The sequence below is a fragment of the Rhodococcus sp. 15-2388-1-1a genome (assembly GCF_002259145.1).
In the GTDB taxonomy this organism is placed as follows: domain Bacteria; phylum Actinomycetota; class Actinomycetes; order Mycobacteriales; family Mycobacteriaceae; genus Rhodococcoides.
Map to the genome: position 1 here is coordinate 116,814 of NZ_NPFP01000026.1, position 19,630 is coordinate 136,443.

Below are 19,630 nucleotides of genomic sequence, written 5' to 3' on the forward strand. Positions count from 1 at the left end.
CAGCTTCGACGAGGGACGTCTTCCCCAACGACCTCGACATGCTTCGGCTGGCTGCAGTGAATCAACACGTATGTGTACTAGTGTGCCCCGAGTTACCCCTGTTGCGCCAGTGCAATCTGTGAACGGGCGGTGTTCACCCTGCCAGGACGGCGTCGGACAGCTCCGGCCACAGCGGTTTCGCCCAGTCCCCGAAGGCTCGATCGGTCAACACCACACACGCGGTCCGCACTGACGGATCCACCCACAGGAACGTTCCGGCCTGACCGAAGTGACCGAACGTGGCCGACGAGTTGGTGCTTCCGGTCCAGTGCGGGGTCTTCTCACCGCGCAGCTCGAACCCGAGCCCCCAGTCGCAGGGCTTGTGCGATCCGTACCCGGGCACGATTCCGTTCAGACCCGGAAACTGCACATCTGTCGCCGCGGAGAAGGTCTGCGAGGCGAGGAGCGTGGGCTGCAACAGCTCCGCTGCAAATTTCTTCAGGTCCGCCAGGGTGGAGCTGGCACCGTGGCCCGCCGAACCCGGTAGTGCGGTGTTCGTCATCTGCAGTGGCCGGCATACGCCCTCGTCGAGGTAGTCGGGGAAGGCGATGCCTGCCTCGGTTTCGATCAGTTCGGCCAGCACCTCGAATCCGGCGCTCGAGTAGATCCGCTTGGTGCCGGCCGGTGCCTGGACTGTGCGGTCGCCGAATGCCAACCCCGACGCGTGCGCCAGCAGATGACGAACCGTCGACCCTTCCGGTCCTGCGGGTTGATCGAGCTCCACTGCGCCTTCCTCGACGGCGACCAGAACGGCGTACGCACTGAGCAGTTTGGTGACCGAGGCCAGCTCGTAGACGCGGTCGGTATCGCCGACCTCCTCACGAACTCCGGAGTCGGTGACGACTGCTGCACTGACATGGTCGACGGGCCAGGAGGACGTGAGATCGAGGGTGGTCACGATTGACGAGCCTAATTGTCTGTCGATGACGGTGCCCCGGTCCCCCGCCGGGCTACGCTCGCAGCACATGAGTGGGAGGAATGCGATGTCGGTTGTGTATGGATCGTGCAATCTGTGCGAAGCGATCTGTGGGCTCGAGTTCACGGTGGAGAACGATGCGGTGACGGCCATCCGCGGTGACGAGAAGGACCCTCTTTCGCGCGGCCACATCTGCCCGAAGGCCCTGTCGCTGATCGATCTGCACGCCGATACGGACCGACTCACCACACCGGTCAAACGTGTGGGTGAGAAGTGGGAGAAGATCGGCTGGGACGAGGCCTACGACCTCGTGATCGACGGTCTGATCTCGACCCGCAAGAAGCACGGCCGCAATGCCGTCGGCATCTATCAGGGCAACCCCAACGTGCATTCGATGGGTGCCATGACCCACGGCATTCCTTTCACCTCGCTCCTGCGGACGCGTAATCGATACTCCGCCACGTCGTTGGATCAACTCCCGCATCAGCTCGTCGACCACCTGCTGTACGGGCACCAACTGCTGCTGCCGATCCCGGACATCGATCGAACCGACTTCTTCCTCGTCCTCGGCGGCAACCCGATGGCGTCGAACGGCAGCATGATGACCGTCCCCGATTTCGCCAAGAGAGCGCGGGCACTGCGTAAACGGGGCGGCCGCCTGGTCGTCGTCGATCCACGCAGGACCGAGACCGCGGACATCGCGGACACACACCTGTTCGTTCGCCCCGGCACCGACGCACTGCTGCTGCTCGCGATGATCCACACCATCGTCGCCGACGGCACCGTGACCGTGGCCGACTATGTCGATGGGGCCGATCGGCTCGCGGATCTCGTCGCAGAATTCACACCGGAATCCGTCGCTCCGGTCGTCGGTATCGCTGCGGAGGAGATCTCGACCCTGGCACGTGATTTCGCCTCGGCGAAGTCCGCGGTGGCATACGGCCGAATGGGGGTCTCGACCCAGCAGTTCGGCACCGTGTGCCAGTGGGCGATTCAGGTGCTGAACATCATCACGGGCAATCTCGATCGACCCGGCGGTGCCATGGTGACCGACCCCGCGATCGATCTGATCAAGCAGGGCATCGTCGGCCGCGGCCATTTCGACAAGTGGCGCAGTCGCGTTCGCAACCTGCCCGAGTTCGCGGGCGAATACCCCTGTTCGACGCTCGTCGACGAAATCACCACCGAGGGCAAGGATCAGATCCGCGCGATGGCGGTCCTGTCCGGCAACCCGGTGTTATCGATGCCCGGCGGCACCACCTTGAACGATGCGTTCGCAGGTCTCGATTTCATGGTGTCGTTCGACTTCTACATCAACGAGACCTCGCGTCACGCACACGTGATTCTGCCGCCGACGATGTCTCTCGAACGCGACCACTACGATCTGATCTTCAACTCCTTCGCGGTCCACAACACCGCCAAGTACATGCCGGCCGTCCTTCCCAAGAAAGCTGGGGCAAAGCATGATTGGGAGATCTTCCGGGATCTGTCGCTCCGCTACAAGAGCCGGATGGCCGGTTCGACGGTCGGTCGACTGAAGTCACGATTGACTCCGAAGAGCGTGATCAGCGAGGCACGCTTGCGACTGTCCCCCGCCCGCACCCTGGACATCCTGCTCCGTAGTCAACGAAAAGGACTGTCGCTCAAGAAACTTCGAGCCAACCCACACGGTGTCGATCTCGGACCACTGCGTCCCGGCTTCCCACAGAAGCTGAAGACGCGGGACAAGCGCGTACAGCTGATTCAGGACATCGTTGTCACCGAACTCCCCGCATTGGTAGACCTGATGCATTCGAGCGCCGTTCCGACCGGCGATGAACTGTTGCTGATAGGTCGTCGACACCTGCGCAGCAACAACTCCTGGATGCACAACACCGCCCGGCTCACCAAAGGCAAAGCGCGACATCAACTTCTGGCTCACCCGGACGACCTGGAACATCGCGGCATCGAGGACGGGGCGATGGTATCGGTGACCTCCGCCGCCGGGACCGTCGACATCGAGGTGGCGGCGTCGGAGAAGATGATGCCGGGTGTGGTGAGCATGCCGCATGGGTTCGGACATCAGCGCCCCGGCGTGGAGCTGTCCGTTGCCACGACGGTGACCGGCCCCAGTGTCAACGACATCACCGACCCGAGCCGCGTCGACGCCGTATCGGCGAACGCGATCCTCAACGGCGTCCCGGTGCAGGTCCGGGCGAAATAGCTGCCCCGATGCACCGACGAGGCGGCGTGATTCTGTACGATTCTGCAGGCTCGTACCTGGTACGGGCATGGGGCGGTAGCTCAGTCGGTTAGAGCCGTGGACTCATAATCCATTGGTCGCGGGTTCGAGCCCCGCCCGCCCCACACCCGGTTGGCCTGCCTGTCAGGTCGGCGAGCCTCAGAAGCCGCAACCAGCTCGGACGCCCGAGAATCGCCGTTGGTTTCCCGGTTGACCACTGTGGTTCGACTTGTCGAAGAACAGACCATTTTTGGGCAACGTTGTCGTCGGCGCAGGATCGCGGATTCTGCACGGTGCGATCCCGACAGCCGAGGATGGTCGGATAAGTTCCGGAGTGACGTCGTCGACCGTATTTCGGCGCACCCGACGAGCCCGCGTCTTGTGAGGCATGTTCTTGCCGTGTGTGGCGTTGCTTACTGACCGGTAGCATTTTTGTTCGCAGCAATTCCCGTCGGTTTACCCTGGGCAACGTGGAGGCACGGGGAAGCGAGGGTGTGCCACGGATCGCTACCGCGCAGCAGATCGTCGCCGCTATCCCACTTCCCGCGCTCGTTCACGACACCAGTTTTCACATCCTGGCCGTCAACACCGCGTGCCGAACGTCTGCGAACCTATCCCGCACATACAGCGACACCCGCGATGTCTTTGCCTTCGTGCACCCAACGGAGCATGCGGCGATCCGGGCCGTATCAGAGGATCTACTGAGCAACTTCGCTCGAACAGGGGAATCGTCGCAAACGCCGGTCTCCGCGATGCGACGCCTCCACCAAGACGACGACGTGTCGGTGTCGTGCTGGACGCATACCGGACTCGCGGTGATCGACGGCGTGCCTCTCATCGTCGTTGCCCTGGATCTTGCGAATCCTATTGTCAGTGAGGCACGAACGTGGCGGGAGCTCGCAGAACGCGACGACCTGACCGGGCTTTACCGTCGCAACGTTGCAGTCTCGGTCATCGACGATTGGCTTGCAGCCGGCGACGAAGTAATGGTGATGTTTGCCGATGTCGATCATTTCAAGCAGGTCAACGACGGCTACGGCCATGCCGCCGGAGACGCAGTCCTGTCCGCGATCGCCGACCGTCTTCACGCCCTGTCGCACGACGACAGAATCGTCTGCCGGTATGCGGGTGATGAGTTCCTGATCGCTTCCCGCCCATCCGTGTGGACTGACCGAGGCTTCGTCTGGCAGTTCGACGAACAGCGATACCTACACGACTACATCGCAGCGGCGGCAGAGGCAGCAACGCACCCCCTTGGAATCGATGGGCATGAGCGTGTATCGATAAGCACCGGTGAGGCAAGACGACGACCCACCGATTCAGCCGCGACGCTCATTCATCGGGCCGACACCGCGATGTATCGGAACAAGGCACAGCGCGTGCGGGAGCGATGAGCTCGGCAATCGGGCAGCTCAGTTGCTGCGCGAACCGAGGTGCGGCAACCGACACGCAGCCTTCGAGTGTCCCGTCGAGCGATCGTGTATTCGACATGATCCACCGTCGGATGTCGGATTCTGAAGGATCCAAGGCGGTCAGCGAACCGATCTCGAAGATCGCCCGCGACGTGGGGTACGTGGCGATCGAACGTGTCATCGGCGTCTCACCCGACGGCTACCTCCGCTCGGCGACGTCGGACTCCACTTCGTAGCGGACCGCCCTTCGATACAACCGCGACCAATACACCAGCAGCACAGCAGCATTCGCCCCGAACCACACCCACGTGAGGAACGCCGCCACCACGCCGGTGACGAAGAAACCCAGTACCAGTGCCACGACCCAAGCGAGGATGAAGGCCAGAATCGTGACGACAGCCGCGACTGCGCACCGCCCCGGGGACTGCCGGACCGTAGCCGACGCTGCGCGGAACGGATGTCGGTGCCCGTCGGCCACGCCTGGAAGTATCAGCAGCGCAACCACAATCACGATGACCGGGAGCAGCGGGAAAAGAAGTGCCAGCGCAACGGCCACCCCGGTCAAGGCCACGCACCACATCAGGACACGCGGCCGTCTCCATGCCCGACTCAGCGCACCGCGCGCATTGCCGTCCACCACGTCGAGTGCCGTCGATGCGGTGATCCACATGGCGAGTATCACCGCGGCAGCAGAAACCAGAACCAATGCCGCAAACCCGACAGAGGACGTGGGTACGGGATCGCCCAGGACTGTCAGCGCCTGAACCAGAGCCGACACGACCGCCATGAGGGCAAGAACACCGACCCCTCTCACGGCGCACCGACCGTCGCGTTGCGATCGAGCACATCCTGCACGGATCCCGAATAGAGAACCTCCGTACCGACCTTCACCTCGACGGTGCTCGCGTCGTCCGACGTGGCCGAACCGGTAATCGCCTCGTTGTCCGTTGTCTCCCCGGCACATTCGATATCGGCCCCGGTACCCGAGCACACCGGCGCGACCAGTATCTCGACTCCCTTCTCCAACAGAACGTCGTTGACGGCGTAGCGCAGATTTCCGAGCTCGGCACCGCCGACCGGGGCGAGCGCAGCGGTCTGCGAGCACCCCGCGCACGCCACGACGACAGCGGACACCAGCAGAGCCACTCTGTGTCTACCGTTCATCGGCCCTGCCTCGTCTCGTAGGCGATCAGTCTCGCGTGTTCGTCCAGGTGTTGTTGCTCGAGCGCGGCGTCGGTGATGGTGCTCAGATCGAACGGTGCCGGCAGGAGCAATTCGGTATTGCGATCCAGGCGCGACCCTCGACGCATCAGTGGATTCTCGGCCCAATCGTTGGCCGCCAACTCTCGGCTGCGCGACGCCAGATCCAGGTAGGTTCCGCTGTTTCCGGGCGTGACCGGAGATGCGTGGTCGAGGACCGTGGTGAACAGCGACAGGGTCCCGTCTCGGTTGTCGACGATCTCGACCACTTGCTGCTGCTGCGGGAAATCGATGCACGACGCGGTCGTGATCTCCCAGAATCCTCGTCCGTCTCGCGAGTGCGCCAGAATCTGATTCTGGTGGGTGTGGCCGTTGAGCCAGCCGATCACCACCGGATACTTCAGGAGCAGATCGATGAATTCGTCTGCGCCGTAGAGCTTCACCGATTGCCCCGGCCTCTGTGCTCGGTTCTCCAGTGTGAGGCTGTTGTGGTGCGTGTAGATCAGCACGAGCTTGTTTTCGGCCTGCGCCCGCTCCAATTGCTGGGTGAGCCACTCGAATTGGTTCTCCGGCACCGCACCGTCGGGCCCGGCGACAGCGTTGCAGGTGTCGAGACCGAACGTGCGGATGTTCGGGGTGGGGTCTGCCGTCCACCAGGTCTCGCCCGAATCGAGGTTGTGTTGGGTGAAACCGTGACCGATCGGACCCGGTGTCGGCGTGGTCTCGAAGTGCTCCTGCATGAACTCGCGTTGTTCGAACAGGTATCGCGACGGATCGGCCGAGACTGCGCGAAACCCCGGTCGCGCACCGGATCCGACGCCCAGAGCATCGACCATTCGCTGCAGCGGACTGGCCGTCGACGCGTAGCCGGCCAGAGCCGACGTAGCCGTCGCCTCGAGGGTGTACGCCTTGCGACCCCCGACGGCGAGCGCATGCAGTTGCGAGGACAGATCGAAGGTGCCGAGCAGCAGCGTGTCGTGGTTGCCGTACACCGAATACCACGGCACCGGCAGCCCCACCGATTCCACGGTGCCCGACATCGCCTGGTCGAGGAGGTCGGGAAGCGTCGGGAATCCGTAGTCGCCGAACGACCCTCCCGACGGATCACCGGGCCGATAGGCCCACTGCGCCTCCGGCCAGGCCTGAACACCCTCGAACACGTCCGCCGCCCCGCTCGTCGGCCGAACCGGAACGCCGTCGAGAACATCGATGTACCAGCGCAGTTCGAGATGAGAATGCATGTCGGCACTGTCTCCGGTGACCACCGCAGCCCCCATCGGCGCGCCGGTGACCGGGCTGATCCGAGCGTCCGCGAACGCCTTCACCATCGCCGCGGTGACGTGCACGGTCAGCGGATCCTGCGGATGGAACGCCGAGCCCCAGGCGGCGTGGTCGGACACGATCATGGGCTCGATCCGTCCGGGCGACTGCGCATCGATGACGTGCATGTCCGACAGGTGTCCGAGGTAGAGCAACGACCGTCGAGATTGCACCCTCGACGGACTCGGCGCTCGTCCGAGAACGTCCAGGCGAGCAACGTACGGCTCTCCCGGACCGGCAGCGAGCACGCGGTACTTCCCAGGTCCGGTCGAGGTTCGCAGGATCGTCTGCGCGAGTGTTCCGGTCCCGTCCGCCTCCACAGGCTGGGCGTGCGCAACGAGAGCCTGACCAAGCACGTGGGGCGCGATTCCCCACGCCGCCGCCAGAGCCCCTACTCGAGCTATGAATTGTCGACGCGACAGCCCAGCCATGGAACTCCTCGGATCCTCGAGAACGGCACCACGTGCGCCTCGCATCCGACGAGGTGACTGCCTATTTTTACAGTGCGGACGGCAGACAGGCTCGATTTCGGATCGTTCAGGGCACCACGGTCACCGGCCAGCGGCCCGCTTTGACCAACCGCACCGCCACCGAACCGGCGATTCGATGCCCCGCGTTCTCGGACGCTCCCACGACGACGGCGTCGGTGCGCAGTTGCTCTGCCACGGCGATCAGCCCGTTGTACGGGTCGCCTTGCGCGGTCCGGAACTCCCACCGCACGTGCTCCCGATCCCCGAATCGTGCAGCAGAGGTTCGGACGTAGTCGAGCAACTCGTCGGCGATCTGCTGGCCGGTTTCGACGAGTGAGATGCCGGCCTGGCCCCACGACGCCGTCGCAATGGGCTGCACGTACACCAGCACCAGCAGCGACCGCTGCCTACGAGCGAGTCCTGCCGCATAGGCAGCCGCGCGCCAGGAGGAATCGGAACCGTCGACCCCTACGACGATCGACTTCGGACCGTCGTGGCCGTACTCGAAACCGGTGGATCCTTGCGCATCGCTCACGACCTGAGGCTACTGCCGGTACCCGCATGTTCGAACACCCCATCCCGTGGCGGTACGGTTGGTTCACTTCGAGTGCCGGTCGCTCGAACACCGACACTGGACGGGAGTAGCCAAGTGAACGAAGTCACGCAGCACGACGGCCCGTCGACGGATCCGGCTACAGTGTTCGCCGCTCTGGCCGACATCGTGTATCGAGGCAGCAGCGCCGAGGCGATCTACACTGCGATCTGCAACGCCGCGGTGCTGATCGTTCCCCATTGCGATCACGCGAGTCTGATGCTGATGCGCCACGGAAAGCCCGTCACCGTCGCCGCCTCGGACGATATCGCGCGCATCGTCGACGATATCGAGCGCGCTACCGGCGAAGGCCCCTGCCTGGACGCGATCACCAGCGAGGCAGCGCAGCTCGAAGCCGACTTCCGAACACCCACCCAGTGGCCCGCGATGGCTCGCGGTGTGTTGAACCGCACGCCGGTGCGAGGTGCCATGGGATTTCGGCTCAACGTGGACGATCAGAAGGTCGGCGCGCTCAATTTGTTCACGGACAAGCCAGGTGTGTTCGACACCGACAGTGCGAGCAAGGCGATCATTCTGACGGCATTCACGGCGGTCACCGTTGCTGCAGTCATGAACGGTCAGGAGGCGTCGACTCTGCGTGACGGGCTCGAGAGCAACCGTGAGATCGGCAAGGCGATCGGCCTGATCATGGCTCTGCACGATGTGTCCGGCGACGAGGCGTTCGCCCTACTGCGTAAGTCTTCTCAGGACCTGAACGTCAAGATTGCCGACCTCGCAGCAACCGTCGTCGATCGGCACAGCAAGGGCTTGTCCTCCTGAGCGTTGCGCTCAGTGCCCGCTCTGGACCTTCTTGGGGAGCGCGAACACCAACGCCAGTGCGACCACACTGAACGCTGCACTCACGGCCATCGCCATCGCCGCGCCGTGCAGAAAGCCGGATCCGACGGTGTCGGGGCCGGTGATGTTCAGAGATCCGAACAGCACGCTGCCGATGACGGCGATACCGATCGCCGAGCCGACGCGCTGCATGGTGGAGATGACCCCGCTCGCTGCTCCCGCGTCGTCGCGATCGACGGTGGCGACGATGAACTGGGCGTTGGGTGCGATGAACGCGCCGTTGCCGAGACCCGCGATGAACAGTGGAACCATCAGCGTCCAGTGCGAGATCGTGTCGGCCGAGCTGGTCGCGAGGATGAACCACAGCCAGATCAGCCCGATCGAGACGAGCGACGCGCCGAGTATCAGGACGGTGCGACCGAGACGGATCGTCAGCCTGTTGCTCTGCGAGGCCGCGATTATGCTGCCGATCGCGAACGGTATGGACACCAGTCCCGATGCCAGGGCCGTGTTTCCGAGTCCGGTCTGCCACAGCAGCGAGATGGTGAAGAAGATGCTCGTGAAGGCGGCGAAGTAGACGAGCGCGAGGATCACGCCTCCGGTGAAGGCCGGACGGGTGAACAATCGAGGTGGCACCAACGGATTCTGTCCACGGCCGGTCCGAATCACTTCCCACCAGCCGAACAACGCGATGAGACCGACACCCGCGGCGATCGTCAGGTACGTCCACATGGGCCAGCCCAATTCCTGGCCCTCGATCAGCGGAACCAGCAGTGCGATGAGACCTGCGGAGATGAGTATCAGTCCGAGCCAGTCGATTCCGGGGCGCGCTGCCGGTTCGGCATCGGTCTTGCCCGGGAGCAGTACTGCAGCCGCGACGAGACCGACGATTCCGATCGGCAGGTTGACCCAGAAGACGAGTCGCCAGCCGTTCTCGTCGCCGAAAGCCTGGATGATCAGACCGCCGACGATGGGACCGAGCGCAGTCGACACTCCGATGACCGCACCCATGATGGCGAATGCCTTGCCCCGCACCGGCCCTGGGAACAACAGTTGGATGAACGCGGTGACGGCGGGCACAAACATGCCGCCTGCCAAGCCCTGAACGACTCGCGCGACGACCAGTTGCAGATCGTCCTGAGCCAGACCACACGCGAAGCTCGCGACGGTGAAGAGGGCGAGACCGGTGAAGAACACCCATTTGTGGCCGATCCGGTCGCCCACCTTGCCCGCCGGTATGAGAGCCAATCCGAAGGCGAGGGCGTACCCCGAGATGATCCACGACAGAACCGATTCCGACGCCTCCAGCGTGGTACTGATCGTCGGTAGTGCCACGTTCACGATGGTGGTGTCCAGCAGGGCCATGAACATACCGAGCAGCAGAACCACGAGCGCTTTCCAGGCCCGCGCGGGTACCTCTGTCGCTGGTGGAGTTGCAGAGGCAATGCCGTCGGTCACTGAGCCGTCCTTTTTCGTTGTCGCCGAGCAGTATCGGCCGACCGATCCTCGGTCACTGTCCGATCATTGCCGTTGCGACAAAGACCCAGGACAGTCCGGTGGACAAGACCACGAACGCCGATGCCACTACTCGGCCGCCCCATACGGTCTCCACGAGAGCAGTCTCCGCGTGAGCAGTTGCGCCTGCCGTACCCGTAGGCGTCATGATCAATTTCCCACCCTGCATCCGCGACCCTCGTCATTTCCGGCCGGTGGATACCCCGGGAACCCGCGCCGAAACTACGGCGCTGCCACAACGGCCTCAAGTGCGTCCAGAAAGGGGTGCTGGGAGGCGAGCAACTTCGTTCTCGCCTGCGCCAGTGGGAACCACTCGACGCGGTCGACCTCGGGAAACGACTTCATGAGGCCGGATTTCGGGGGCCACTCGATCTCGAATGTGTTGCTCACCGCATTCGAGACATCCAGATCGGCCTCGACGCCGAACGCGGTGACGATCTTTCCGCCGCGCTGTGTGACGGTGCCCAGTTCGACGGGTTCTCCGGCCGGCACATCGCTGCCGACTTCCTCTCGAAATTCCCGCTGAGCCGCCGTCCAGGGATCTTCGCCATCGGTGATCAACCCTTTGACGATCGACCAGGCTCCCTCGTCCTTGCGCGCCCAAAACGGTCCGCCGGGGTGAGCGATCAGGACATCCGGACCGTCGACACCGACGCGATACAACAGGATTCCCGCACTCGTATCGACCATTGCCTCAGCCTGCCACCAATTCGCGTTCGAAGGCTTTTCGGAGGCTCTCGCCGCGGAAGTGCGTCATCTCGGTATCGGGGTCACCATCGTCGAACCCGGCCCGTTCCGCACCGACGCGAGCGGACGGTCGATGCAATGGGGAACCTCTCTGGACGACTACAGGTGACTCACGCAGTCACGAACACACAGAACTCGTTGCCCTCCGGGTCCGCCATGACGGTCCATTCGATGTCCGAGTCCGGTCGCCGGAGCACCCGTGCGCCGAGTGATTCCAATTCGGCGATCGCGTCGACGAAGTCAACCTCGATGTCCCAGTGGACACGGTTCTTGCCGGTCTTGGCTTCGGGAACCTGGGCGAAGACCATCGACTCGAACGGCACTCCGGCAGCGCCCTCGATCGCGTGCCAGCCTTCCTCGCTGCCCTCGATCGTTCCGCCGAGTACCTGTGCCCACCAGCCGGCCAGAGTCTTCGCGTCGAGAGCGTCGACCACCAGTTCGTACATCCTGTAGGGGCCGACTTCCGGCCGGACGAAGGCGCAGAACTCCCCTCCGTCGGGATCGGCCATCACGCGCCAGCCGAAGTCACCCTGGGCCGAAACTGGTTTGGCACCGGGCAGTTCGGTCGTTGTCACGTGCACGTCCAGATGGACACGATTCTTGACTGCCTTGAACTCCGGTACCCGATTGACCCAGATTGTCTGTGTGGGCTCGACCCCGCTGAGCTTCACGATGTCGGGCGAGCCCGTACGAACGACACCGAGTCCGATGGTTGCGGACCAGAAGGTCACCATTGCCTCGAGATTCGTTGCATCGATACACAGATCCTTGAATCGCGCTGTAGTCACCGCGCCGATCGTACGCAGCCGGCGAGGACTATTTTGCAGCGCGAACGTCCTTCACTCCGCCGTGCCGCGAACCCGGGCAACAGTTATTGTCTACCGATGCAGGAGCGTGCAGCGTCCACCAGGCAGGCCGTACTCGAGGGAGCCGCCGCCAGTTTCGAGAAGTTCGGTTACGGCACAGCAAGTTTGAGCACCATCATCGCCCATGCCGGGGTCAGCAAAGGCGCGATGTACTTCCATTTCTCGTCGAAGGAAGATCTGGCGCAGGCAGTGATCGACGCGCAGCTGGCCATGGCGGCGAGTGCGAGCGCCCTCATCATCGAGCAGACGCCGAAAGCGTTGGACGCCCTGATCCTGGTGAGCAAGGAGCTGGGACGACAACTGCAGACCGACTCCATCGCCCGCGGGGGTATGCGGTTGACGCTGGAGTCGGCCATCGTGGACAGCCCCAATGCGCGCGCGTTCGAGGACTGGATCGGCAAGATGGGCGATCTGGCCGCACGTGCTCAGGCCGAGGGCGACATCGTCGACGGTATCGACGCACTCACGCTCGGTCGATACATCGTCGCGTCGTTCACCGGCGTGCAGACGGTATCGGAGATGTTGACCGGACGCGCCGATCTACAGCAACGGCTGACCGAGATGTGGCAGATGTTGCTGCCCTCGGTGGTGCCGCGTCGACGCCTCGCGCGGGTGACGACAGTGGCCGAAGACGCCCTTATCGACTGGAGCGATCGGTAGGGGCCAACCACGGTTCGGACGTCGTCGTGACGGACATCGCCGACAGCACCTCGCCGTCGTGCTCGAACTGAATGCGGAAGATGCCGTCGGTGGAGTCCGCGTCGACGATCACCGAGCACGGGTTGGTCCACTCGGCGAATCCCATGAACCTCACCTCGCAGGAGGTGAAATCCAGCGTCGGTGTTCCGGTCGCCAAGCGCAGAGCCTGACGGGCCGCCTCGAGCATCGTGACTCCCGGCAGATACTCGACCGAGTGATCGAACATCGCCAAATTGCGCGGATCCGGTGCCACGACGATGGTCCCGTCGGATGTGTGCCGTGCCAGCACCACGTCGGACGGATCGAGACGTCCGACCGAGGACGGTGAGACCACCTCGGTTCCGGCCGGCAGGAAACGGAAGTGGGGGTCGGCAACGGTCGACTTGCGAAACTGCGAGTACACCTCGGGTCCGATGGTCCGGACCGACGCCGTCCCCGACGCGACGAGGTGGGTGCCGTTCAGGAGCCGGGCGGAGAGCTTCATGTTGTCCAGCGACTCGTTCTCGAACGTCACGTCGGTCGTGATCGACTCTGCGACAAGCGAATCGTCGATGTCGTCGACCGAGAGCGGGTCCAGGATCTCGAAGCGGGAGTGCTCGATGAACACCACGTGATCGAGTGGAACGCCGTGGTTGACGTGACAGAAGAGGCTGATCGCTTGGCGCAGAGCCTCGGCCACCATCAACGAGTCGTGGGTTCGGCGGACCGGCGCGAACATGCGATGCGACGTGGGGAACTGCACCGCCGCCCGATGCGTACCGTCGACGGTCTCGTAATCGGTCAACAGAACGTCGCCCGGCGACCTCCGATGCACGAGGTGCCGCGGAACTGTTGCTGCGTAACTCAAACTCATGAAGCCCCTTAAAACCGACCGACCCGGCTTTTTATAGCACTGTTGAGCCACCGGGATCGCTCGTTCAGTATGTCGCGGACGACCGACAAACCTGACATCGGTCGATGGGATTCATTCATTCGATATACAGAAATTGGCGTCACGATCTGTTAACTAACTCGAACTCTCGGTACCACATGTCCGGTACGTTCACGGGCCGCGCCGGGGGGCTCGTGCGGCACACTCCCGACAGCAAAAATCCCCGCCCGGGCGAACCGAACGGGGACTGCGCTCCCCCACCTGGACTCGAACCAGGAACCCTTCGATTACCAGTTGGACAACGTCCTGACCTTGGCGTTTCCCCAGGCAGCGTGAGGTAACCGTGACGGTGACACACCTGCATTCGACGCTAGATCGACGGGACGATTCCGGGACGGGTGTCCAGAAACCCAACCACGCTGCCCGTTATCTGCGTCACAGTCACAGAATGCACAAGCAAATGTATTCCTTGCCGACAGAGTGGGAAGACGCCGTTATCCGATGGGTCGAGTGGCTCATCTCGGCAGGTTCCCCCGCCACCACCATCCGCACCCGCCGCAGTCACGTTCGGGGTGTCGCCCGGAAACTGGGGTCCGACTCTCCTGCCACCGTGACCGCCGACGACATCGTCCACGTCACCGCGCATCAGAACTGGTCGAAAGACCATCGGCGCGGATTGAAGTCGTCGCTGATCAAGTTCTTCGACTGGGCCATCACAGTCGGTATCGCCACCACGAACCCGGCGATCGCTCTCCCCAAGGTTTCCGAGTCGAGGCCACGACCACGACCGGTCCCTGACAACATGTGGGCCCAGCTGATCGTCAACGCGGATCCGCGTGAGCTCATGGCTGCACGGCTCGCCGACGAGGTCGGCATGCGGCGTGAGGAAGTCGCCAAATGCCACACCGACGACGTACTCGAGTCGTTCGACGGCTACGAGCTCGTCGTGCACGGCAAGGGAGGAAAGCAGCGGACCGTCCCGATCACCGACAAGCTGGCGAAGGACATCCTGCGGGGACCGGGCGGACACACGTACGGCCTCGGCCGACACGGCTACCTCTTCCCCGGTGCTGTCGACGGCCACATCTCGGCGCACTACGTCGGCAAGCTCGTCGGCGATCTCCTCCCCGTCGGGTGGACCATGCACAAGCTCCGCCACCGCTTCGCCACACGGATGTACCGGGCGTGCGGGCGCGACATCATGATCGTCTGCCGCCTCCTCGGCCACTCCAACGTCGCCACCACCCAGCGCTACCTCGCCACCAGCAACGAAGACCTCCGCGCGGCAGTCAACGCACTCGCCGACGCGGCCTGAACAGGAGAAACCATGTCTCGCTTCCGCCCTGCCGACGCAACAGCAAAGGTCGGCACCACGCTCATCGCGTTCGGCGCGTTCTGGCTCAGCTTCACCGCACTCCGGGATCTCGCCGTGAGGTCCGGCGTCCCCTCCGGGCAAGCCTGGGTGTGGCCGCTGATCGTCGACGGTCTGGTGCTCGTCGCCACCGTCGCTGTCGTCGCCCTCGACCACCACCGCTGGTATGCCTGGACCCTGCTCGGGATCGGCGCGAGCCTGTCACTGGCCGGCAACTCACTGCACGCGACGTACACCGGGGAGTTGCCCGTCGCAGTCCGAATCCTCGTCGCCGCAGTACCGCCGCTGTCACTGCTAGCCGTCACCCACCTGACGTACCTGCTCGCTTGCAGACCTTCGGTACACGGCGTCGCGGACATTGCCACGGGCAGAGAGATCGTGCACGTCGCGCAGCACGTCCAACCCTTAATCACACACACCCGACAGCCCGACAGCGAGGTCGCCGATCTCGGAGCTCAGTTTCGTCAGGCGCGTCAAACGGCATGAGCGCACGCTATCGACTACAGCGGAGGGCGCTGCTTCAGTCGTCCACCGTGACGTCGTCAGCTGTGACGTATGGAGATGCGATGCCTCGGCAGACGAAGTTCATTCGGACGACCGCCCCGAAGCTGTTCTGTCCGTCGACGTAACCAGAAACGTTGTACACGCCGTCACTGACTTCAGAGGCACCGACGCGTGTGAACGAAGCGGTCGCCGGCGATTTCAACTGCGTAGCTACAGCATTCTGGCAGGCCTCGATCGACATGTCCTCGGGATCGTCAGCCAAGACGAGGCTGAAGATTGCGACGGCCGCAATCACGACCACGAGAACTCCGACCAGAATCGGCCACGTCCGCTTCGTTGGTCGGCTCGCAGCCTGGCCAGGGTTCGTCGTCATGGGGTGATTCATACCAGAGTACGGCGATCCGTGAGGCGGTACATGGCGAGTGACTGCGGGTCGTCGACACCGTCGCAGTGCCGACGACCCGCACCGTCGTACGTTCAACATGCGCCCCGTGCCGGTCCGTCTGGCTATGCCACCGCGCCGAGGTACGCCGCCAACGTGTGCGATGCGTGAGTGTCGAGGTTGCGACGGCCTCGGTCGTAAATCCCGATCGTCGTCGAGATGTCCGCGTGCCTGGCGGCGAGCTGCACCTCACGCAGTGGAACTCCGGCGTCGATTGCGTTGACGATCATGCTGTGCCGGAACGTGTGTGGTGAGACGTTCATCGTGATCCCGGTCGCGCGAGCAACACGTTTGCACACACGATCGGCGGAGCGCCGGGTCATGCGAGTCCCGTCTCGCCGCAGCAGTAGTGGCCCGGTCGTGCGACCGTCGACTACTGCATCGATCGCGCGCATGACCACGGGGGGTTGCGGCACGATCGCCTGCGCCCCACCCTTCTGCACGAACGTCATGATCCGGTGGCCACGCGAGTAGGACAGGACGTCGCCGACGTCGAGGCCGCATACTTCCGAGACACGTAATCCTGTGTAGCCCATGATGACTACGAGCGCGTAGTCGACGGGCGAGGAGTCGTACGCCGTGCGGCACACGGCCTGTAATTCGTTTCGGTCGAGGTGCACCTTCTCGTTCACGGATCGGTGGATCTTCGGCATCTTCAACAGGCGTGCAGGGTTTTTCGTCACGAGGTCGTCATCGAGTGCGAGCTCGTAGAACAGTTTCAGCGTGCCGAGGCGGTGATGCACGGTCGACGGGCAGTTGCCGCGGTCGTCGGAGAGATACCGCATATACATTTCGAGGTGCTGACGACGGATCGCGAATAGATCGAATCCGTTTGTGTCACACCACAGTAGAAACATCGACAGGTCTGCACGGTAGCTGGTACGGGTGTTCCCGTCCCAGCGCTGCAAGAAAGACTCGACGTAGAATTCGCGGTCGATTACGGGCATAGGCTGCGCTGCAGAGTGCAGCGCGGTACCGTTCAGCACGGTCACGCTCCAATGATGTGATTGGTGGGTGGCAAGGCCTCGATCGGTGTTCCCGCACCGGCCGGGGCCGCTTCTGATTCTCGCCACAGTACGCCCGAAACGGACACAGCGGTACTGGTTTCGGACACGAAAAAGCCCCACCCGGAACGGATTCCGGGTGGGGCTTCGTTCACGCAGACCTGATCAGGTCAGAGCGTGGTCTCGTCGGTCTGCACTGCCTCGGTCTGACCCGAGTCGTTCACACCGGACTCACCGGGCTCGAGAGTGCCACCTGTATCGCCGGCACCGTCCTCGACTGCCTCGTCGGGGATGATCCCCTTGACGGGTGCGAGCAACGTGCGAATCTCGGCGGCGGTGTCCGCGTCTGCTCCGGTCGCCTCGATGATCTTCGTCGCGGCCTGATCGACCTCGGCGGCCACTGCCGCGCGAACCTCGGCGATGGCCTTGGCGGATTCGATTCCTACTGCCATGATGGTGCTCCTTCTCGTGAATTCGTTCGATGCGAGCACGGCCGCGAGTGCGACCGCTCCGCCTATCTGCCACCACACAGGGCGACACCTCCTCCTGTTGAGAAGCGTTGCGATCGGGCGATACTCACCGATCAGTTCTTGGGCCACCGACGCCGCGGCGACGGCTCGCGTATGCCCGTACCTGCGCAGTCGGGACACTGATGATCCGGCCACGACGACACGGTCTTACCGTGACGCATTTCGCCGGCAGGGATTCGCCCAAGTCCGCGGCACCAGACACAGTCGACAACCGCCATCAGCGCCACCACCTCACGTAGCTATTCGCACGGGTGTTCGAGTTCTGTTATGTTGTGGTCAGCGGGACGCGGCCAGGAAGGGAAGCCTGGATCGTGTCCCGCACTCACGTTCGGGAGGCATGGTGGAGCTGTACCGGATCGGGGACAGGTGGGCCGAACCTGCACCCGCGCACTGCCCGCGCGGCCACGAGCTACGCGGCGGGCGAGTGCTCGTCGGGTCTCAGGTTTGCTCCTGCGAGATCCACCATCATCGGACGCATGCGTGCCGAGAGTGCGGCGCGGTGACTTTCACACCGCCGATGACGGCCGAGTGCACCGACAGCAGCTTCGACGGGCGCGCCCGATAGCCGGGGCATAATCGGGGCCATGACATTCGTGTACCTCGTCGACACCCTCAGCTACGAAGCTTCAGGTGGTCAAGCCGAACCATTCGCGACGCTTGAGGGCGCGATGGCCAGCCGGTCTTGGGTCACGGAGTGGACATACGATCGCGACGCCACCACTGGCAGGGAGACGTGGACTCAATCAGGCAGGAGCTCGGTGGATGACATCGAGGAGATCCGCCTGGTCGAGATCCGACCGTAGCTAAGAGTGGCGCTGACGGGCCATGATCCCGCATCTTGGTTTCCACCGGGGATTTGTGTCGTCGTTTCCACCCGGAACTTGTTCACCCGCTCTAACCAGTTGAGCTACAGAGCCACCGGTCAGAACCGTACCGCGGGTTGCTACTTCCCCGCGGGTGCCTTGCCGATGATGACGTCGTCAGAGTTCTCATAGCGGTAGCCGTAGCGACCGTCCGGGAGCAGCACCCATCCGGCCTGTCCTTCGTCGGCGGGCGGGATAAAGGTTGGCTCGCTGGTCATGAGGTCGACCGACTGGACCATGCCGGGATTTGCACCCACTCCCCAACCGTGGGCTGCACCGCCGACTCGACTTCCAGTGCCGTCAGCGGTTGATCCTCGGAATCGAGGTCGACCTCATACCGGGCACTCTCGATCCATGACCATCGGAAAGCTGGGTTGTCGACGTCCCTGTCTACGAGGAAGTGGATCGGCGCGTCCATCAGGATCGACCGGCGGTCAACAGTGGCGAATATCGATCTCGGCGACCGCTTCGACGGCTGCCACGAGTCAAATCCGCCGTACTCGTTGAACGCTGCGGCGTCAGTGCAACGCCAGTACTTCTGTTTCGTATCCCGCAGGGCTCGCAGGTACGGCCCCGCTAGCTGATCGACGATTTCCTCGGTCAGTGATATCTCGACTCGCTGCAGGTGCATCGGCCAATGATACGACCACGTCAGTCGCCTTCGTTGGTGAAGTGCTGCCGGTCGCAGCCGGGATCGGTGCAGTCGTGACGGAAGTCCTGGCGATGGTTGAACGAGACGTCCTCGGTCGCGTCGTAGCAGCTGTACCGGTGACCGGGATAGTCGGTGCAGTGCGCGGCGTAGGGGCCGGGATCACCGCACTCGCCGTTCCGGATCTTGGTCAGGTTCATTTCAGATCCGACAACTCAAACGGCACGACCTGGCCCCAGAACGGACCCGACTCCACCTTCACGATCGCGCCCGGAACCAGCGGCTCCTGAACGAACATGGTGCGGATCGACGTGATCTCGGTGATGACTCCGACGCTGTCGACACAGCCGGGCCAACTGCGGCAGACCCTGTCCCCCACTCGGAGCTCACCCATCGCCGATCTCCTCCTGGTAACTGTGCCGAAGGTGTTGCAAACGCAAGAATAATATTGCTGGACGAGCAATATTATGTGTGCGATTGCAACACACGGGCGGGTACATACTTGGTGTTATGGGCGGTAGCGGGGCCTCGGCAAACGGCCCACGCGACCGGATTACCACACAGAAACATGACATTCGGTAGTCAACTGTCACGCAAACC

Annotated in this window: 24 protein-coding genes and 2 tRNA genes; 9 read left to right on the forward strand and 17 right to left on the reverse strand. The window is 63.4% G+C overall.

Features of this window, described 5'->3' with window-relative positions:
* Positions 1–133: 133 nt before the first annotated feature.
* A complete protein-coding gene (locus tag CH302_RS16375; protein WP_037192994.1) occupies positions 134–937 on the reverse strand; it encodes a serine hydrolase domain-containing protein in 804 nt (267 codons plus the stop codon).
* A gap of 85 nt (positions 938–1,022) precedes the next feature.
* On the opposite strand from CH302_RS16375, the gene CH302_RS16380 reads away from it, so the two are divergent.
* The 4 genes from CH302_RS16380 to CH302_RS30120 all read left to right on the forward strand — a co-directional run bounded on the left by CH302_RS16380 (position 1,023) and on the right by CH302_RS30120 (position 4,824).
* A complete protein-coding gene (locus tag CH302_RS16380; protein WP_037192996.1) occupies positions 1,023–3,158 on the forward strand; it encodes a molybdopterin-dependent oxidoreductase in 2,136 nt (711 codons plus the stop codon).
* Positions 3,159–3,227: 69 nt separating this feature from the next.
* A tRNA-Ile gene (locus CH302_RS16385) sits at positions 3,228–3,301 on the forward strand.
* A gap of 276 nt (positions 3,302–3,577) precedes the next feature.
* Positions 3,578–4,570 carry a GGDEF domain-containing protein gene (locus CH302_RS16390; protein WP_141216664.1) on the forward strand — a complete coding sequence of 331 codons (993 nt, stop codon included), beginning with the start codon at positions 3,578–3,580 and terminating at the stop codon, positions 4,568–4,570.
* 110 nt (positions 4,571–4,680) lie between these two features.
* On the forward strand, positions 4,681–4,824 hold the full coding sequence (locus CH302_RS30120) for a hypothetical protein (RefSeq protein WP_155292936.1): 144 nt from the start codon (positions 4,681–4,683) through the stop codon (positions 4,822–4,824).
* Here the strand turns inward: CH302_RS30120 and CH302_RS16400 are convergent.
* From CH302_RS16400 to CH302_RS16415, 4 genes are all read right to left on the reverse strand, one after another.
* Positions 4,788–5,375, reverse strand: a complete 588-nt coding sequence (locus CH302_RS16400) for a hypothetical protein (RefSeq protein WP_141216665.1) — start codon at positions 5,373–5,375, stop codon at positions 4,788–4,790. The genes CH302_RS30120 and CH302_RS16400 overlap by 37 nt on opposite strands.
* A gap of 23 nt (positions 5,376–5,398) precedes the next feature.
* The gene (locus tag CH302_RS16405; RefSeq protein WP_141216666.1) at positions 5,399–5,752 is read right to left on the reverse strand and encodes a hypothetical protein; all 354 of its coding nucleotides are present in this window, start codon (positions 5,750–5,752) and stop codon (positions 5,399–5,401) included.
* Positions 5,749–7,539 carry a TIGR03767 family metallophosphoesterase gene (locus CH302_RS16410; RefSeq protein WP_037193004.1) on the reverse strand — a complete coding sequence of 597 codons (1,791 nt, stop codon included), beginning with the start codon at positions 7,537–7,539 and terminating at the stop codon, positions 5,749–5,751. Before CH302_RS16410 ends, CH302_RS16405 begins: the two co-directional genes overlap by 4 nt.
* A gap of 106 nt (positions 7,540–7,645) precedes the next feature.
* Positions 7,646–8,113: a universal stress protein gene (locus tag CH302_RS16415; RefSeq protein WP_037193006.1), complete on the reverse strand. Its 468-nt coding sequence runs from the start codon at positions 8,111–8,113 to the stop codon at positions 7,646–7,648.
* 114 nt (positions 8,114–8,227) lie between these two features.
* On the opposite strand from CH302_RS16415, the gene CH302_RS16420 reads away from it, so the two are divergent.
* Positions 8,228–8,950, forward strand: coding sequence for an ANTAR domain-containing protein (locus CH302_RS16420; RefSeq protein WP_037193008.1), 723 nt, complete (start codon positions 8,228–8,230; stop codon positions 8,948–8,950).
* Between the two features lie 9 nt (positions 8,951–8,959).
* Here CH302_RS16420 and CH302_RS16425 read toward each other — a convergent pair whose 3' ends face one another.
* From CH302_RS16425 to CH302_RS16435, 4 genes are all read right to left on the reverse strand, one after another.
* Entirely contained in the window at positions 8,960–10,426 is a 1,467-nt protein-coding gene (locus CH302_RS16425; RefSeq protein WP_037193009.1) for a DHA2 family efflux MFS transporter permease subunit, read from the reverse strand.
* A gap of 52 nt (positions 10,427–10,478) precedes the next feature.
* Positions 10,479–10,631: a hypothetical protein gene (locus tag CH302_RS30125; protein ID WP_155292937.1), complete on the reverse strand. Its 153-nt coding sequence runs from the start codon at positions 10,629–10,631 to the stop codon at positions 10,479–10,481.
* 74 nt (positions 10,632–10,705) lie between these two features.
* Positions 10,706–11,173, reverse strand: coding sequence for an NUDIX domain-containing protein (locus CH302_RS16430; RefSeq protein ID WP_037193010.1), 468 nt, complete (start codon positions 11,171–11,173; stop codon positions 10,706–10,708).
* Between the two features lie 167 nt (positions 11,174–11,340).
* Positions 11,341–12,018: a VOC family protein gene (locus CH302_RS16435; RefSeq protein WP_037193012.1), complete on the reverse strand. Its 678-nt coding sequence runs from the start codon at positions 12,016–12,018 to the stop codon at positions 11,341–11,343.
* A gap of 96 nt (positions 12,019–12,114) precedes the next feature.
* Here CH302_RS16435 and CH302_RS16440 point away from each other — a divergent pair, with 96 nt between their 5' ends.
* Complete coding sequence (locus tag CH302_RS16440) at positions 12,115–12,756, forward strand: ScbR family autoregulator-binding transcription factor (RefSeq protein WP_037193014.1); 642 nt, start codon at positions 12,115–12,117, stop codon at positions 12,754–12,756.
* Here CH302_RS16440 and CH302_RS16445 read toward each other — a convergent pair.
* Positions 12,734–13,648 carry an AfsA-related hotdog domain-containing protein gene (locus CH302_RS16445; RefSeq protein ID WP_037193015.1) on the reverse strand — a complete coding sequence of 305 codons (915 nt, stop codon included), beginning with the start codon at positions 13,646–13,648 and terminating at the stop codon, positions 12,734–12,736. The two genes, CH302_RS16440 and CH302_RS16445, sit on opposite strands and share 23 nt — an antisense overlap.
* Before the next feature lie 466 nt (positions 13,649–14,114).
* On the opposite strand from CH302_RS16445, the gene CH302_RS16450 reads away from it, so the two are divergent.
* Both CH302_RS16450 and CH302_RS16455 read left to right on the forward strand, forming a co-directional pair.
* Complete coding sequence (locus CH302_RS16450) at positions 14,115–14,981, forward strand: tyrosine-type recombinase/integrase (protein WP_255138361.1); 867 nt, start codon at positions 14,115–14,117, stop codon at positions 14,979–14,981.
* Between the two features lie 12 nt (positions 14,982–14,993).
* Positions 14,994–15,524, forward strand: a complete 531-nt coding sequence (locus CH302_RS16455; protein WP_094649974.1) for a DUF2637 domain-containing protein — start codon at positions 14,994–14,996, stop codon at positions 15,522–15,524.
* 34 nt (positions 15,525–15,558) lie between these two features.
* On the opposite strand, the gene CH302_RS16460 is transcribed toward CH302_RS16455, so the two are convergent.
* From CH302_RS16460 to CH302_RS16470, 3 genes are all read right to left on the reverse strand, one after another.
* Positions 15,559–15,843 carry a hypothetical protein gene (locus tag CH302_RS16460; protein WP_094649975.1) on the reverse strand — a complete coding sequence of 95 codons (285 nt, stop codon included), beginning with the start codon at positions 15,841–15,843 and terminating at the stop codon, positions 15,559–15,561.
* A 206-nt stretch (positions 15,844–16,049) separates the two neighbouring features.
* The gene (locus CH302_RS16465; protein ID WP_441347077.1) at positions 16,050–16,775 is read right to left on the reverse strand and encodes a tyrosine-type recombinase/integrase; all 726 of its coding nucleotides are present in this window, start codon (positions 16,773–16,775) and stop codon (positions 16,050–16,052) included.
* A 383-nt stretch (positions 16,776–17,158) separates the two neighbouring features.
* On the reverse strand, positions 17,159–17,440 hold the full coding sequence (locus tag CH302_RS16470; RefSeq protein ID WP_141216667.1) for a hypothetical protein: 282 nt from the start codon (positions 17,438–17,440) through the stop codon (positions 17,159–17,161).
* Positions 17,441–18,102: 662 nt separating this feature from the next.
* Between CH302_RS16470 and CH302_RS16475 the strand changes: the two genes are divergently transcribed.
* Positions 18,103–18,321 carry a hypothetical protein gene (locus CH302_RS16475; RefSeq protein WP_094649978.1) on the forward strand — a complete coding sequence of 73 codons (219 nt, stop codon included), beginning with the start codon at positions 18,103–18,105 and terminating at the stop codon, positions 18,319–18,321.
* A 7-nt stretch (positions 18,322–18,328) separates the two neighbouring features.
* On the opposite strand, the gene CH302_RS30130 is transcribed toward CH302_RS16475, so the two are convergent.
* The 4 genes from CH302_RS30130 to CH302_RS16490 form a co-directional block, all read right to left on the reverse strand.
* Positions 18,329–18,435, reverse strand: a tRNA-OTHER gene (locus CH302_RS30130).
* A 26-nt stretch (positions 18,436–18,461) separates the two neighbouring features.
* Positions 18,462–18,638: a hypothetical protein gene (locus CH302_RS30135; protein WP_176460716.1), complete on the reverse strand. Its 177-nt coding sequence runs from the start codon at positions 18,636–18,638 to the stop codon at positions 18,462–18,464.
* 394 nt (positions 18,639–19,032) lie between these two features.
* Positions 19,033–19,230, reverse strand: a complete 198-nt coding sequence (locus CH302_RS16485; protein ID WP_094649980.1) for a hypothetical protein — start codon at positions 19,228–19,230, stop codon at positions 19,033–19,035.
* Complete coding sequence (locus tag CH302_RS16490) at positions 19,227–19,424, reverse strand: hypothetical protein (protein WP_094649981.1); 198 nt, start codon at positions 19,422–19,424, stop codon at positions 19,227–19,229. The genes CH302_RS16485 and CH302_RS16490 overlap by 4 nt, the downstream gene beginning before the upstream one ends.
* Positions 19,425–19,630: the final 206 nt, after the last annotated feature.